Raw genomic sequence first — 13,786 nt, forward strand, 5'->3', positions numbered from 1 at the left:
CCACTACGCGGCGACGACGCACGCAAGCCCGCGGCGTTGGCCGGGATTTGAGTTTTTTTCAGGAGGAGGAAACCATGTTCACTTTTATCGGCACCCTTATCGTCGGATTCGTCGTCGGCCTCATCGCCCGGGCATTGAAGCCTGGCGATGACCGGATGGGCTGGATCATGACCATCCTGCTCGGCGTGGCGGGCTCGCTGATCGCCGGCTATGTCGGCCGCGCACTGGGCTGGTATGGTCCCGGCCAGCCAGCGGGTTGGATTGCGTCGGTGATCGGCGCGATCGTCGTGCTGGTGATCTACGGCATGATCGCGCGCCGCCGCTAATCGCCCGATCCGGCACGCCGCGCACTTGCGGCGTGGCCACCCGCGGGCGGCGGCAGCGGCGCCAGATCAGGTGTCCGGCGCGCTGGCGGCGCTCAGCGCCGCGATTTGAACGCCCGGCAGCGCTGCGAGCGTGCGCGCCGGCAGCAGCAGCTTCGCTTCCCGCACGCCTGCCCCCATCACCACGCGCTCGCGCGATACGACTGCCTCGTCGACCAGCACACGCCAGTCGGCGGGCAGCCCGAATAGCGTGATCGCTCCGAACGCCATTCCGCTCAACGCCACCGCGTCTTCCCGTTTCGCGAAAGACAGGCGTTGCGCACCCAACGCCGCCTTGAGGGCGCCGTTCACGTCAAGGCGGCGCGAACCGAGGCAGACCACCGCTGCATACTTCTCCACTCCGCCCGCTCGGTAGCGAATCACGATCGTATTTGCGCAATCGTCGAGTGCAAAGCCGTAGTGCGCGCTGAATGCAGCGGTGTCCGACGCATCGTCGGTGACGGTGAACGCGACCGCATCGGCCGGCAGTGCCGCGACGACGCGAGCAGGCAGGTGCGCCGCGTAGGCTGCGGGGTCGATCAGGGCGTCGGCCAAGGCACGCATCAGAGTTTCCCATCAAGCGAACGGATCACGGTGCCGAGGTCGCGGCCTGCGGAGCGCACGTCGCGCGCGGACCACCGCATGCAGACCACCCGCATGCAGATTACATTCGGCAGCGAGCACCAAAGCCGGTGCGATCGTCATGATAGCGAAGCCAGCGCCGCTGCGCTGTCTTCACGGCGCCAGGCGCCAGGCAAGCGCGGCCAGCGCGGCGACGAGAACGGGCGGCACCAGCACCAGACCCACGCGGCAATACTGTAGCCAGCCGATCCTGACGCCCTTGCCTGCCAACACGTGCAGCCACAGCAGCGTCGCGAGGCTGCCGATGGGTGTGATTTTCGGTCCGATGTCCGCGCCGATCAGGTTTGCATAGACCATCGCCGTGCGCACTGCGCCTGTCGCATGGCTGCCGTCGATGGCCAGCGCGCCCACCAACACGCTTGGCAGGTTGTTCATCACGGACGAGAGCAGCGCCGCTGTGACGCCGGTGCCGAACGCGGCGCCCCACACGCCGGCCGCGGCAAACTGGTCCAGCAGCCGGCTGAGCCACGCAGTCAGGCCCGCATTGCGCAGGCCGTAGACCACCAGATACATGCCAAGCGAAAAGACCACGATGTGCCAGGGCGCCGAGGCAAGGATGCGACGTGTTTCGATCGCGCGGCTGCGCGCCGCGACGACGATCAGCGCCACCGCGCAGACCAATGCCAACGCACTGACCGGGATGCCAAACGCCTCGGTCGCGAACAGCCCCGCCAGCAACAGCGCGAGGACCACCCATCCCGCAATGAAGGTGGGGCGGTCGCGAATCGCCGACGCAGGCGTGGCGACGCCGTCCAGCGCGTAGCGCGCGGGAATGTCGCGCCGAAAGAACAGATAGAGGACCAACAGCGTTGCCGCAATGCTGGCGAGATCGACAGGCACCATCACGGCCGCGTAGGCCTTCGCGTCGACATGGAAAAAGTCGGCCGACACGATGTTCACGAGGTTGGACACCACCAGCGGCAGGCTCGCACTGTCGGCGACGAAGCCGGTCGCGAACACGAAGGCCAGGGTTGCCTGCGGCGGGAAGCGCAACGCCAGCAACATCGCGACCACGATCGGCGTCAAGATCAAGGCGGCGCCGTCGTTCGCGAAGACCGTCGAGACGGCCGCGCCAAGCAGAATGATCGCGACGAACAGCAACGAGCCGCGTCCACGTCCCCAGCGGGCAACGTGTCGCGCTGCCCACTCGAACGAGCCGGCCGCTTCCAACAACAGGCTGATCACGATGAGCGCGATGAAGGTGCCGGTGGCGTTCCAGACGATATGCCAAACCGTCGGCACGTCGGACCAGCCAATCACGCCAGTGAGCAGCGCCAGCACCGCGCCGAAGGTGGCGCTCCACCCCACGCCGAGACCGAACGGCTGCCAGACTACGAGAACGAGCGTAACAACGAAGATGGAAAGCGCAAGCAGCATCGGACGGATGGTGTGATAACGGCTCAGCCGACGCGTGCCCCGCGTCGAACTGACCGCCGGGCAATCGCAACGGCAACGGTGGTCGGCGCCCACCTGAGCGCAGGCCTGCATGGCTCGCGAACAGGGACGGCGACATGGGAGACGGTCCAGCGCCCGCGCGAATCGACCGCCGGGCGCTGCCTGCCATCTTGGCATGTCCGCGGCGGCCGCGCCTTGGCGATCGAGCGGGCGACGCCGCATCATACGCGCGCGACGCGACGCGGCACGACGCGATGCGGCGCCGTCGCGAGGCGGCCACGGCACAGCCATGGCTGAGACGCGATACGACCGCCAGCGCTTGGTGCAAATAAGCTTCTATAATGCGCAGCAGTGCGCGCGGCCATATTGGCGCGCAGGGCAACCGTCGTCTCTCGCACCAGGTCCGCGAACGGCGACGGTTTTACGATCCGCGCCGCCCCCGTTCCGTGACCCCTCGCCGCTCTCGCTCCGCCAGGCCGATGACGCTGCCGCGTTTCGTGCTTCGCTACACCGCCGTACCGTTTCTCGCGCTGGTGCTGGTCTCCACGTGGGCGGTGCGCCGCGAGTCGTCGGAAGTGGATGCGCGACAGTACGCAGCGTTGGTCGTCGCCTTTCCGTCCATGCCGGCCGATCTTCGCGACGCGACAGCCGAGGCGATGCGCGGCGGCCAAATGGGCAAGACGGACTATGCGGACCTTGTGCGCCGCACGCTGGCACGCGGCATCATCCTCGACTGGCCTGCAGTGCCCGAGACGGATGTCGCTCGGCAACGCGCGCGGCTGCTCGTCCTGCTGCACGAAAGTGGCCGGAACGAGTCGACGCAATGATCAAAGCGGCCATTGCGCAGGCCTTCCGGCCGGCAGCGCGCCGTTGCGTTGGCGCGCGCGCGACTCCCACTACGCGCGATTGATACAATCGAGCCCTTCCAACGAACTCTAATTCGACGACATGAGCGGTTTCGAGGCACTTGCCGAACTCAAACGCCAGCTGCAGGAGGCGCGCAAGGCAGCCGGCCAGGACACGCAGGAAGCGCGTCCGCGTCGGCAGCAGCAGCGCAAGAGCGGGCATGGCCGGCAGGACGGGCAGGCTGGGCAAGGCACGCCGGCGCGCGAAGCGCGCCCCCGCGAGCACGCGCCGGAAACGCGTAGCGGCGGTCGTGCCGCGGCCGCGCCCGTCGGCGACGGCCACGCAGCCAATGCAGGCGGCGCGAGCCTCGGCGGCGCCAAAGCGGGCGCGCGCTCGGCCGGCCCGCGTGGCCAGGCAGGGCGAGGAGAGCCACGCCGCGGCGCACAGGAGCGCGCGGCCAATCCGGCCCGCAGCGCGCCGCGCGAGCCGGTCGACCCGGTCGTCGTGACCATCGGACGCCTGCAGAAGCGTTTCCCGAAGGCATTCCCGAAGAGCCCCGCTCCGAAGCTGCCACTGAAACTCGGCGTCCATCGCGAACTGTATGCGCAATCGGAGTCGCTTGGCTTGAGCGAAGCAGACCTCAAGGAAGCAATCAAGACTTGGTGCCGTGGCAGCCGCTACTGGGCCTGCCTGGTCGAAGGTGCGACGCGTATCGGACTGGACGGCGAGCCGGCCGGGACCGTGTTGCCGGCCGAAGCCGCGCGCGCGCGCAGTCTTGCATCGCACCGCGGCGGGCCGCGCCGCGCCAAGAAGCGCGACGACGAGAAGGCTGCGGAGGAAGGCCAGACGGCAGGTGAGGCCGCCGCCGGCGATACTGCGCCAGCATCGCAGTCGGCCGACGCCACGACGTCCGCTGTCGACACGGCGGACGCCGACACGGGCACCGCCGCAGCGCCCGCAGTTCGAAGCCAGCAGCCTGCCGCAGCGTCCACGGCGCAAGACACCGATCACGACGCTGGCGAGCCCCGCGACGGCGCGGCCGATCACGCCGTAACTGCCGGCGATACTGCCGCCGATATTGCCGCCGATACCGCCGTCGAAACGGCGGCGCATAGCGAGCCCACGGACGGCGGGTCGGACGCGGCGCGCTGAGCCACCGAGGCGCTGGCGTCCAGCGACCCGGCGACGCGGTCCGCCGGCCGCAGCCGGCTCAGCGTCCGCCGAGCGCCGCGCGCCACGCGCGGATCTGGTCGAGCGAAGCCGTCGCCCCGCCGCAAACGATGACGAGGATGTCCTCGAACGCCGAGAGCGCCGGGACATTGCCATAGGTCAGCGCCAACGCCGCGCCGCAAGCCGGCTCGACCAGTACGCGGTGGTCGTCCAGGAAACGTTCGCACGCGTCGAGCGCGTCGGCATCGCTGACCACGCCGCTTCGCACCGGATGGGCGCCGGTCCACTGCCACGCACGCGTGCAGATCTGCTTCGCGCCCAGCGACGTGGCCACGCTGTCGATCGCGTCCAGCGTCACGCGCCTGCCGGCGGCCATCGCGCTTGCCAGCGATGCCGTCCCATCGGTCTCGGCGGCGATGACCGGCACGTCCGCCCAGTCATTGCGGCGCAGTCCTTCGATGACGCCGCACATCAGTCCGCCGCCCCCGACCGACAGCACCACCGCATCCGGCTTGCCGCCTTGCCGCGCGGCTTCGTCGATCATCGACGCATGCCCTGTCCACAGCAGCGGGTCGTCGAAGGGATGGATGAACGCAACCTCGTCGCCGAGCAGCGAGCCGGCCAAAGCATTCGCTTCGGCCCAGCTCGCGCCATGCACCACCAGTTCGGCAGCTTCGTTGCGGATCAATTGCCTGGCAAGTTCGGTAGTGGTTTCGGGCACTACGACGGTGACCGGCAGGCCCAGTTGGCGGCCCGCATAAGCCGCGGCGATGCCGGCGTTGCCGCCGGACGACGAAACGAAACGCCGCTTGCCTTGGCGCGCGTAGTGTTCGCAAGCATGTCCGACGCCGCGGATCTTGAACGAACCCGGCGGCTGTAGCGCTTCCATCTTCAGGCGCACGCGACGGCGTGCAATGGCGCCGATGGCGCGCGACTCGATCAGTGGTGTTTCGATATGCAGCGGCATGAGGTTTGCATTGGCGGAGCCGGGCAACGGCGGACGTGCGCATTGTAGCGGCAAGCGCGCTCTCGATCGGACGCACCGCCGAGACGTGGAAATCAAGGAATGCTGGTTTCGAATCTGTAAGCAAGCATTACGACTCAGGCAGAAACGTTCGGAAACGTTCATCATGTCGCCCTGCGCGGATTCCGGCCTTCCGCTCGTTCCAAATGCGGTCGGCCTGCCACCGGCAGCCATTTTCAGGACATTCGCCATGAAACGTGCACTGATCGTCAAGGTCACATCGCTTGGCGACGTCGTGCACTGTCAGCCTCTCGTCGCCGACTTGCGCCGCGCGTTTCCAGGAATCGGCATCGACTGGGCGCTCGATGCCGCGTTCGCGGACATTCCACGCTGGAACCCCGGCGTCGACCGGGTGCTCAGCGCGCCGTTGCGCCGCTTCAAGTCGGCGCGCAGCTTGTCGGACATGCGCGCGATCGCCGCGTCGATCGGCGAACTGCGACGCGTGCGTTACGACGCGGTGCTGGACGTACACGGCGTCTACAAGAGCGCGATCATCAGCTTCCTGGCGCGCGCGCGGCACCGATACGGTTACCGCGCGCGTGACCTCGGCGAGCGCGGCGCCGCCTTCGCTTATTCGCGACGATTTTCGAGACAGCCCGGTCACACCGCGTGGCAGGGCGTGCGCGAAACCGTCGGTCAGGCGCTCGGCTACAGCGTCAGCCATGACGCCGATTTCGGCCTCGTGGCACCGACAGAGGGCCCGCTGCCCGTCGCGGTCGCCGGGTCCTATGCGGTGCTGCTGCACGCCGCCAGCGGTGACGAAAAGAAATGGCCGATCAAGCATTGGCAGCAAGTTGCACGCGCCCTCGTGCTGGATGGCGTGACGCCCCTGCTGCCCTGGCATGCCCCGGCGGAGCAACGTGACGCCGCGGCGATTGCCGCCGCGGTGCCGGAAGCCGTGCTGCTGCCCCGCCTGAGCGTTGCCGATCTGGGCCGCCTGCTTGCCAGCGCGACTGTGGTGGTCGGCGTCGACACCGGACTCACACACCTGGCGAACGCGTTCGGTCGTCCCACCGTAATGATCTTCGTCGCGACGTCGCGCGAGCTCTACGGCATCGACCGTCTGGGCAGCGGCATCTCGGTCGGCGAAGAGGGCACGCCGCCCTCGGTGGATGCGGTGCGCGAAGCGATCGCGGCCGTGCGGCCCGCGCCTGACGGCCAACTGCGCGTGCCTCGCTAGCTTCGCAGTCAAGCCTTGCCGACGACTGCCCGCGAGCAGCGCCGAAAACATCGCCGAAAGCAGCGCCTGCCGCCAGACGCGCGATGTACGCGCGATGCATGGCGTTGGCCGCTCGTCGAGAATCCGCCGGCAGGCGACGGTAGCGCTCCCTGAGGCCGTGGATGGGCGAGTCGCCGGTTGCCCGAGGATCGGCGGCATGTGTCCGATCCGCGGGCGCCCGCCATGACGTCGGAGCGCCTGCAACGTCGGCAGTCGGCGCCGCGACTGCGCGATCGCGAGACGCATCCCCTTTGGACATTCCGTCCCGCAACGCGCAACCGATGTCCCCGCCACCCGCTGCCAACATCGATCGGTGACCCGGGACCGCGCGGGCATCCGCGTCCAGTCGCACACCGCCCTCCTCCTCTCCTTCTCCTTCGGTCTTCTCAGCTGCCCGTACCCGGATAAACGCTCGCGGGCCATTCGACCGGGCAAATCGAGACGCGATCTTAAATATCATTTTATGATATAAATTGTCTTTTTCCTGATGGCGACGCCGATGACGCGAACCGAAAAACCACTGGCCAAACAGGACTTCGAGCAGCTCTCCGAATTTCGCTATCAAATCCGCCGCTTCGAGCGCTTCTCCGAAAGCGCCGCGAAAAGCGAGGGCATCACGCCGTTGCAGTACTTGCTGCTGCTGCACATCAAGGGCTTTCCCGGCCGCAGTTGGGCGTCGGTCGGCGAATTGGCCGAACGGCTGCAGGCGCAGCATCACGGCGTAGTCGCCTTGGTCAGCCGTTGCGAAACCCTCGGCCTGGTGGTCCGGCGCGAGAGCGCAAGTGACCGCCGACAGGTCGAAGTGCACCTCGAACCGGCCGGCGAACAGGTGCTCGTGCGCCTCGCGCAATTGCACCGCGCGGAACTCAAATCTCTCGCCGGCAGGTTCACGGTTCCCACCATCGAGCTCTGAATCATGCCTCTCGCCCATCACAAACGCGACTTTGCGCGCGCCGACCGGCTAGCCGTCCTGATCGCGCTGGCGGTCGTCATCGGCGTGCTCGCCACGCTGGCGGCGGCGGTGCTCCTCGCGCTGATTCACCTGTTCACCAACCTGTTCTACTTCGGCAGCTGGTCGTTCGCCGATCGCTCACCGGCGGAACACACGCCAGGCATGTGGGCGGCGTTCATCCCGATACTCGGCGGTCTGATCGTCGGTCTGATCGCGCGCTTTGGCTCGAGCCAAATCCGCGGCCACGGCATTCCGGAAGCGATCGAGGCAATCCTTTACGGGAAAAGCCGCATGTCCGCCAAGGTCGCCGTCCTGAAACCGCTCGCATCCGGCATCGCGATCGGCAGCGGCGGGCCGTTCGGGGCCGAAGGCCCCATCATCATGACGGGCGGCGCGCTTGGCTCGCTGCTTGCGCAGCGCGTGGCCCTGACCGCGGCCGAGCGCAAGACGATGCTGGTCGCCGGTGCGACGGCGGGCATGACTGCCGTGTTCGGCACACCGGTGGCGGCTGTACTGCTGGCCGTGGAACTGCTGCTGTTCGAATGGCGGCCGCGCAGTTTCTTGCCAGTGGCGCTCGCCTGCGCGGTAGCCGGGTTCGGCCGCGCGGCCCTGTTCGGGACGGAGCCGCTGTTCGCGCTGCAGACCGCCGCGCCGGACGTCACCGGGCTGCTTTCCTGCCTGCTCGCCGGCCTGCTGTCGGGCGCGCTTGCCGCAGGCTTGTCGACCCTGCTGTACCGCACCGAAGACCTGTTCAGCAAACTGCCGGTTCACTGGATGTGGTGGCCGGCGCTCGCCGGCATCGCGGTAGGCATCGGCGGCCTGATCGAACCGCGGGCACTCGGCGTCGGCTATGACGTGATTGGCGACCTGCTGCATCAACACCTGGCGCTGCAAGTCGTGGTCGCGCTGCTTGCGGTGAAGGCAGTGATTTGGGTGGTCGCACTGGCGTCGGGCACGTCGGGCGGAGTGCTGGCGCCGCTGCTGATGCTCGGCGCCGGGCTCGGCGTCGTGCTCTCCCACATCTTGCCCGGCGGCGATGCCACGCTGTGGCCGCTGGTCTGCATGGCCGCCACGCTCGGCGCGACGCTGGGCGCCCCGCTGACCGCCATCGTGTTCGCGTTCGGTGTCACGCACGACGCACAGGCGCTGTTGCCGCTGCTCGCCGCCACGCTAACGGCGCACGGCTTCGTCGCGCTCACGATGCGGCGCTCGATCATGACCGAGAAGATCGCGCGGCGCGGCCGCCATGTGTTCCGGGAATACGGAGTCGATCCGCTCGAACGACATCACGTCGACGAAATCATGTCCCGCCAGGTGCAGACCGTCGATGGCAGCGCCGCGGTGCACGACGCGCTGGCCACGCATTTCGGTGCAACGCAATTGCATCGCGCCTATCCAGTGGTGGACGGCGAGACGGTGTTAGGCTTCATCGATCGCCAGACCTTGCAGGGCGTTGGCGACGACGCACGACAGAGGGTGGTTCGGGACGTGCTCGCGCCGGCCGAACTCAACCTCGCGCTGCCAACCGAGACCTGCCGGCAACTCGCATCGCGGCTCGCCGCGCACGGTGTCGAACGCGCCGCTGTCGTCGACGACGTTCGGACCCGGCGCTTGCTCGGAATCGTCACGCGCAGCGATCTCCTGAAACCGTCGGCCAGCCATTTCGACGACGAACACCGGCGCGAGCGCTTCTGACCCGGCGCGCGCGGCAGTTCAACTGCTATGGCAGCTTGTCCGCCGCGCGCGCGACCGCCTCCAGCGCTTCCAGCGCGACGAGCCGCTCGCGCAGGGCCGCGCGGATGTGCTCGAACGCGAGACTGCCGAGCGGCAGGCGCAGCGGCGGGTTCGCCATGTCCAGAAACGGCAGCATCGCGTCCACGCTGCGCTGCAGGTCGCCGCGCAGGTCGAACGTGTTCTCCTTCAATGCCCGCCACATGTCACCGGCAGGCGTGGCGTCGTAACACGGAAGCGGCCTGCCCAGATCGAGGTTCATACCGAATTGGGTGCCGGTCGGACCTGGTTCGACCAGCACGAAGTCGATGCCGAACGACGCGACTTCCTGCGCCACCGCTTCGATGAAACCTTCGATTCCCCACTTGCTCGCGTGGTACAGGCTGAATGCCGGATACGCAATCTGTCCGCCTTCTGACGATAACTGCACGATGCGGCCGCCGCCCTGCCGGCGAAGGTGGGGCAGCGCGGACTTGATGAGCCGTATCGCACCGGTGAGATTGGTCGCCAGTTGTCGTTCGAGTTGCGTGTCGGAAACTTCCTCGGCAGCACCGAACAAGCCGTAACCGGCATTGCTCACGATCGCATCGATGCGTCCGGCGCGGGCGAACGTCGCATCGATCGTCGCCGCGACGGCGGCCGCGTCCGTCATGTCCAGTTTCAAGACGACGAGTCGCTCGCCGTGCCGGACGCACAGATCGTCCAGCGCTCCGTCGCGACGTATCGTGGCGAAAACGCGATCGCCGCGCGCGAGCAAGCGCTCCGTGAGTACGCGCCCGAAACCGGCCGAGGTGCCGGTGATAAACCAATTCTTGCTCATGTCGCTCCTGCGGTCGGCCTTGGAGAGTACGATCCTAGGCTTGCGCCAGCGCCGCCGGAAGTCCCGCCAGTCGGCATGACGTGTTGAAACGTGCACACCAATCGGTCTCGCCATGCCTCGTCCCACGCTGCACGATCTCCACGCCTTCGCCGCTGTCGCCACGCAGCGGAGCTTCCGCCGTGCCGCCGATCTGATCGGCGTGTCACGCTCGTCGTTGAGCCACGCGATGCGTGGCCTGGAAGCCGACCTGGGGCTCCGGCTGCTCAACCGCACGACGCGCAGCGTTTCATTGACACCCGAAGGCCAGCGCCTGCTGGCCCGGTTGGCGCCACTGCTGGCCGATCTCGACGCGGCCCTCGGCGACGCCAGCGCCGCCGCCGGCCAGCCTTCCGGCACGCTGCGCGTCAATGGCAATGAGGCGGCCATTCGCATGCTGCTGCAGACCGTGATCCCGGTGTACCTGTCGCGTTATCCGGCTGTCGAAGTGGACCTGGTCGCGCAGGGCCAGTTCGTCGATATCGTGGCCGATGGCTTCGACGCGGGCGTGCGTCTCGCCGAAGCCGTGCCGAAGGACATGATCGCGGTCCCGCTCGGCGGCGACGTCCGCTTCCTGGCGGTCGCTTCGCCGGCCTACCTCGCCAGGCACCCGCCCCCGGCCACCCCGGACGGACTCCTGTCGCACCGCTGCATCCGGCAGCGCCTGCCGAGCGGCAAGCGATATCGCTGGGAGTTCGAGCGGCAGGGCGAGACCCGCGCAATCGACGTGAACGGTGCATTGACGCTCGACAACAGCCAGTTGATGGTCGAGGCAGCCGCCGATGGACTCGGCATCGCCTACGTCCCTGAGCCGTATGCGCGGCGGCTCCTGGACGCTGGCGCGTTGCTCACCGTATGCGAAGCGTGGTGCAGCCCGACCGATGGCCTGCGTCTCTACTATCCAGCCAACCGGCATGTGCCGCCGGCATTGCGGGCATTGATCGATCTGGTGCGGTCGGCTCGGTAATCGCAATGCCGCGCGCGGACGGCACGCGGCGCCTTCGTCGGCCGTAGGCGGCGCGCCACGCCTGGCGGGTCGGCAGGCAGGCGGGCAAGTGCGCCGCCTGGGGGGAACGAGGCAGCGCGAAGGATGACGTCGAAGGCCGTAGAATGCAGCGAGGCACACGGACCGTCGCGATGCCTGCACGCCGTCTCCGCAAGAACGAGGGCTGCGAACGAACCAGTCTGTGAAACAGAGCGGCGGTCCGCCATGCCAGCCTCGCGGCAAGCACCGCCAGCGGTCACCTTTCGCGCGGCGCATCGACGACGCCGCATCTGGCGCGCGGCGCCGGGCGCCCGCGCACCGGCTGCCGGACGACTATACGAGTACAGCATGATTCTGATCAACTGGAACATCCAGTGGGGTCGCGGCGCCGACGGCCGGGTCGATCTCGCGCGCACGATCGAGCACGCGCGGCGTCTCGCCGACTTCGATGTGCTATGCCTGCAGGAGGTGTCCCGAGGCTTCGACGTACCCGAAACCCTCGGCGGCCTGCCTGGTGGCCCGTCGCGAGACCAGTTCGACGAGTTGCGCGCACTGCTGCCCGGCTTCGAGGTTGTCGAAGGCATCGCACTTGATCTGCCGGGACGCGACGCGGAACACCGCCGACGTCAGTTTGGCGTCGCCATCGTCAGTCGCTTGCCGGTGAAGGAAGTCGTGCGCCTGAGCCTGCCACGCCCGCCGGATGGTGAGATCGAGACCATGCAGCGCCTGGCGCTGGAAGCGGTGCTCGAAACGCAGGATGGCCTGCTGCGCGTGGTCACGACCCATCTCGAATATCGTTCCGCGCGGCAGCGGCTGGCGCAGGTCGATGCGATCCGCACGCATCATGCCGAGGCCTGCGCGCTGCCCACCGCCGCCGACACCCAAGCCGCGTTCGCCGGCGCGCCGGGCGTTGAACGCACCGTAATCTGCGGCGACTTCAACACCCGGCTCGGCGAAGCACCGTACGCCACCATGCTCGCACCACTTGGCGGGGAAGCCGGTTTCGTCGACGCCTGGTCGGAGGCGAACGCCGGACGACAGCGCGCGCCGACCGTGGGTTGCTTCGACCGCGAGCAATGGCCCGACGGATCGTTCTGCTGCGACTACGTTTTCCTGAGTTTCAGTATGCTGCCTCGGCTCATCGCCTGTGACGTCGACCCGAACAGCGACGCGTCGGACCATCAGCCGATGGTGCTCCACCTGAACGATGGCCATGCACGCGGCTAAACCGCGCCCGCTCGCACGCGCCTCCGTGGACCAGCGGCGCTGGTCTGGCGCATCCGTTCCGTTGGCTCAGTGCGGGCCGCTGCGCGCCTGCCGTGCCTGCTTGGCAATGGCTACCGTGCACACCACCGCTGACCGTCCTGAGCGGCCCGCATCGCTGCCACCACGTCCGGCAAGGCAGAACGTGTCCCGCGCTCGGCGGTGCGCTGCGTGCCGCCGAACCGCCGCCGAACCGCTGCCTTAGTCGTGAATGAATCGAATGGCGATTGTTGAAGCGGCATTGGCGTCGGTGCTCACGCTATGGGGAGTGTTGGCCCTGCACGTGCGCGCACCGCTCGGCAGGCATGTCAGCCGCGTGTTCATCGGCTTGCTGGTGCTCAGTGCAACGCTGTTCGTCACGACGCGTTTGTTCGACTCGCCAATGCGAGTGGCCGGTGCCGGCTTGTTTGCGCTCGCCGTCACGCCGCTGCTGGCATGGTGGTGCACGTTGCGCCCCTCCAACGCACGCGACTGGCTGCCGGAGGTGTCGAGGCTGCTGTCCTCGGTCCGCGAAGGGCGCATCGTCACGCTGCACAACGTGCGGCACTTCGCTTGGTATGGCACGGGCCTGGACGACGACTGCATCGAACGCTGGGAAACCCGCCGCTACGACCTTGATAGGCTGTGCAGCGTCGACCTTCTGCTTTCAAGCTGGGGGCGGCCGGCAATTGCACATGTAATGGTTTCGTTTGGCTTTGCAGACGGCCGGCATCTGGCGTTTTCGGTCGAAATCCGCCGCAAACGCGGCGACCGCTTTTCCGAGCTGGGCGGGTTCTTCCGACAGTACGAACGCTGTATCGTTGCGGCGGACGAGGACGACATCGTCAAGGTGCGCACGAACCTGCGCGGAGAGGAAGGCGAGCTGTTTCGCGTGAAGATGACGCCCACGGCGCGCGTATCGCTGCTCGAAGCGTATCTTGAAGAAGCGAACCGGCTGCGTGACAGACCGCGTTTCTACAATACGTTGACGGCCAACTGCACGACACTGGTGTTCCAGATGGCACGACGCATCGTGCCTGGGTTGCCGCTGGACTACCGGCTCCTTGCCACCGGTTATCTGCCCGACTATCTGGCCCGCATCGGTGCATTGAGCGGCACGCACGACATGGCGACCTATCGTCGCTTGGGGCGCTTTACCGAGCGCGCCCGCGCTTCACGGCCCGACCTGTCACACGACCTGTCACACGACCCTTCACACGACCTTTCACCCGACCCGTCGCGCAGCTTCTCCCGCGACATCAGACGCGGCGTGCCGGGCGTCGCCGATGGCAGCGACGAGACGGCGCTTGCGCTGCCGCGTTGAAGACGCGCGGCGCGGGAATGACGGCGCCGGCGCGTTAC

At 67.7% G+C, this 13,786-nt stretch carries 13 protein-coding genes; 9 read left to right on the forward strand and 4 right to left on the reverse strand.

Annotation, left to right across the window (positions count from 1 at the left end; genetic code table 11):
• Positions 1-74 precede the first annotated feature (74 nt).
• On the forward strand, positions 75-326 hold the full coding sequence (locus BLU54_RS02755) for a GlsB/YeaQ/YmgE family stress response membrane protein (RefSeq protein WP_091904533.1): 252 nt from the start codon (positions 75-77) through the stop codon (positions 324-326).
• Positions 327-392: 66 nt separating this feature from the next.
• Here BLU54_RS02755 and BLU54_RS02760 read toward each other — a convergent pair whose 3' ends face one another.
• Both BLU54_RS02760 and BLU54_RS02765 read right to left on the reverse strand, forming a co-directional pair.
• Positions 393-926, reverse strand: a complete 534-nt coding sequence (locus tag BLU54_RS02760; protein ID WP_091904283.1) for a YbaK/EbsC family protein — start codon at positions 924-926, stop codon at positions 393-395.
• A 171-nt stretch (positions 927-1,097) separates the two neighbouring features.
• The gene (locus tag BLU54_RS02765) at positions 1,098-2,381 is read right to left on the reverse strand and encodes an arsenic transporter (RefSeq protein WP_091904535.1); all 1,284 of its coding nucleotides are present in this window, start codon (positions 2,379-2,381) and stop codon (positions 1,098-1,100) included.
• A gap of 497 nt (positions 2,382-2,878) precedes the next feature.
• On the opposite strand from BLU54_RS02765, the gene BLU54_RS02775 reads away from it, so the two are divergent.
• Both BLU54_RS02775 and BLU54_RS02780 read left to right on the forward strand, forming a co-directional pair.
• Positions 2,879-3,226, forward strand: a complete 348-nt coding sequence (locus BLU54_RS02775; protein WP_091904289.1) for a hypothetical protein — start codon at positions 2,879-2,881, stop codon at positions 3,224-3,226.
• 121 nt (positions 3,227-3,347) lie between these two features.
• A complete protein-coding gene (locus BLU54_RS02780; RefSeq protein ID WP_091904291.1) occupies positions 3,348-4,397 on the forward strand; it encodes a ProQ/FinO family protein in 1,050 nt (349 codons plus the stop codon).
• Positions 4,398-4,455: 58 nt separating this feature from the next.
• Here the strand turns inward: BLU54_RS02780 and BLU54_RS02785 are convergent, their stop codons facing one another.
• Complete coding sequence (locus BLU54_RS02785) at positions 4,456-5,382, reverse strand: pyridoxal-phosphate dependent enzyme (protein ID WP_091904294.1); 927 nt, start codon at positions 5,380-5,382, stop codon at positions 4,456-4,458.
• A gap of 247 nt (positions 5,383-5,629) precedes the next feature.
• Here BLU54_RS02785 and waaC point away from each other — a divergent pair, with 247 nt between their 5' ends.
• From waaC to BLU54_RS02800, 3 genes are all read left to right on the forward strand, one after another.
• A complete protein-coding gene (gene waaC / locus BLU54_RS02790; RefSeq protein WP_091904537.1) occupies positions 5,630-6,619 on the forward strand; it encodes a lipopolysaccharide heptosyltransferase I in 990 nt (329 codons plus the stop codon).
• 526 nt (positions 6,620-7,145) lie between these two features.
• Positions 7,146-7,571 (forward strand): MarR family winged helix-turn-helix transcriptional regulator, encoded by a 426-nt coding sequence (locus tag BLU54_RS02795; RefSeq protein WP_407919392.1) that lies wholly within the window; start codon positions 7,146-7,148, stop codon positions 7,569-7,571.
• 3 nt (positions 7,572-7,574) lie between these two features.
• Positions 7,575-9,305 (forward strand): chloride channel protein, encoded by a 1,731-nt coding sequence (locus tag BLU54_RS02800; RefSeq protein ID WP_091904296.1) that lies wholly within the window; start codon positions 7,575-7,577, stop codon positions 9,303-9,305.
• A gap of 25 nt (positions 9,306-9,330) precedes the next feature.
• Here the strand turns inward: BLU54_RS02800 and BLU54_RS02805 are convergent, their stop codons facing one another.
• Positions 9,331-10,161, reverse strand: coding sequence for an SDR family oxidoreductase (locus tag BLU54_RS02805; protein ID WP_091904299.1), 831 nt, complete (start codon positions 10,159-10,161; stop codon positions 9,331-9,333).
• Positions 10,162-10,273: 112 nt separating this feature from the next.
• Here BLU54_RS02805 and BLU54_RS02810 point away from each other — a divergent pair, with 112 nt between their 5' ends.
• From BLU54_RS02810 to BLU54_RS02820, 3 genes are all read left to right on the forward strand, one after another.
• Positions 10,274-11,164, forward strand: coding sequence for a LysR family transcriptional regulator (locus BLU54_RS02810; protein WP_091904301.1), 891 nt, complete (start codon positions 10,274-10,276; stop codon positions 11,162-11,164).
• Positions 11,165-11,530: 366 nt separating this feature from the next.
• A complete protein-coding gene (locus BLU54_RS02815; RefSeq protein ID WP_091904541.1) occupies positions 11,531-12,409 on the forward strand; it encodes an endonuclease/exonuclease/phosphatase family protein in 879 nt (292 codons plus the stop codon).
• A 256-nt stretch (positions 12,410-12,665) separates the two neighbouring features.
• Positions 12,666-13,748: an Lnb N-terminal periplasmic domain-containing protein gene (locus BLU54_RS02820; RefSeq protein WP_091904303.1), complete on the forward strand. Its 1,083-nt coding sequence runs from the start codon at positions 12,666-12,668 to the stop codon at positions 13,746-13,748.
• Positions 13,749-13,786: the final 38 nt, after the last annotated feature.

Origin of the sequence: Chitinasiproducens palmae (assembly GCF_900095735.1) — a bacterium.
GTDB lineage: Bacteria > Pseudomonadota > Gammaproteobacteria > Burkholderiales > Burkholderiaceae > Chitinasiproducens > Chitinasiproducens palmae.

What these genes read in the sequence shown, in the direction of transcription:
- BLU54_RS02795 (WP_407919392.1), top strand. Translation starts at nt 7,146, where the DNA reads ATGGCGACGCCGATGACGCGAACCGAAAAACCACTGGCCAAACAGGAC.
- BLU54_RS02815 (WP_091904541.1), top strand. Translation starts at nt 11,531, where the DNA reads ATGATTCTGATCAACTGGAACATCCAGTGGGGTCGCGGCGCCGACGGC.
- waaC (WP_091904537.1), top strand. Translation starts at nt 5,630, where the DNA reads ATGAAACGTGCACTGATCGTCAAGGTCACATCGCTTGGCGACGTCGTG.
- BLU54_RS02810 (WP_091904301.1), top strand. Translation starts at nt 10,274, where the DNA reads ATGCCTCGTCCCACGCTGCACGATCTCCACGCCTTCGCCGCTGTCGCC.
- BLU54_RS02755 (WP_091904533.1), top strand. Translation starts at nt 75, where the DNA reads ATGTTCACTTTTATCGGCACCCTTATCGTCGGATTCGTCGTCGGCCTC.
- BLU54_RS02780 (WP_091904291.1), top strand. Translation starts at nt 3,348, where the DNA reads ATGAGCGGTTTCGAGGCACTTGCCGAACTCAAACGCCAGCTGCAGGAG.
- BLU54_RS02820 (WP_091904303.1), top strand. Translation starts at nt 12,666, where the DNA reads ATGGCGATTGTTGAAGCGGCATTGGCGTCGGTGCTCACGCTATGGGGA.
- BLU54_RS02775 (WP_091904289.1), top strand. Translation starts at nt 2,879, where the DNA reads ATGACGCTGCCGCGTTTCGTGCTTCGCTACACCGCCGTACCGTTTCTC.
- BLU54_RS02800 (WP_091904296.1), top strand. Translation starts at nt 7,575, where the DNA reads ATGCCTCTCGCCCATCACAAACGCGACTTTGCGCGCGCCGACCGGCTA.
- BLU54_RS02765 (WP_091904535.1), bottom strand. Translation starts at nt 2,381, where the DNA reads ATGCTGCTTGCGCTTTCCATCTTCGTTGTTACGCTCGTTCTCGTAGTC.
- BLU54_RS02760 (WP_091904283.1), bottom strand. Translation starts at nt 926, where the DNA reads ATGCGTGCCTTGGCCGACGCCCTGATCGACCCCGCAGCCTACGCGGCG.
- BLU54_RS02785 (WP_091904294.1), bottom strand. Translation starts at nt 5,382, where the DNA reads ATGCCGCTGCATATCGAAACACCACTGATCGAGTCGCGCGCCATCGGC.
- BLU54_RS02805 (WP_091904299.1), bottom strand. Translation starts at nt 10,161, where the DNA reads ATGAGCAAGAATTGGTTTATCACCGGCACCTCGGCCGGTTTCGGGCGC.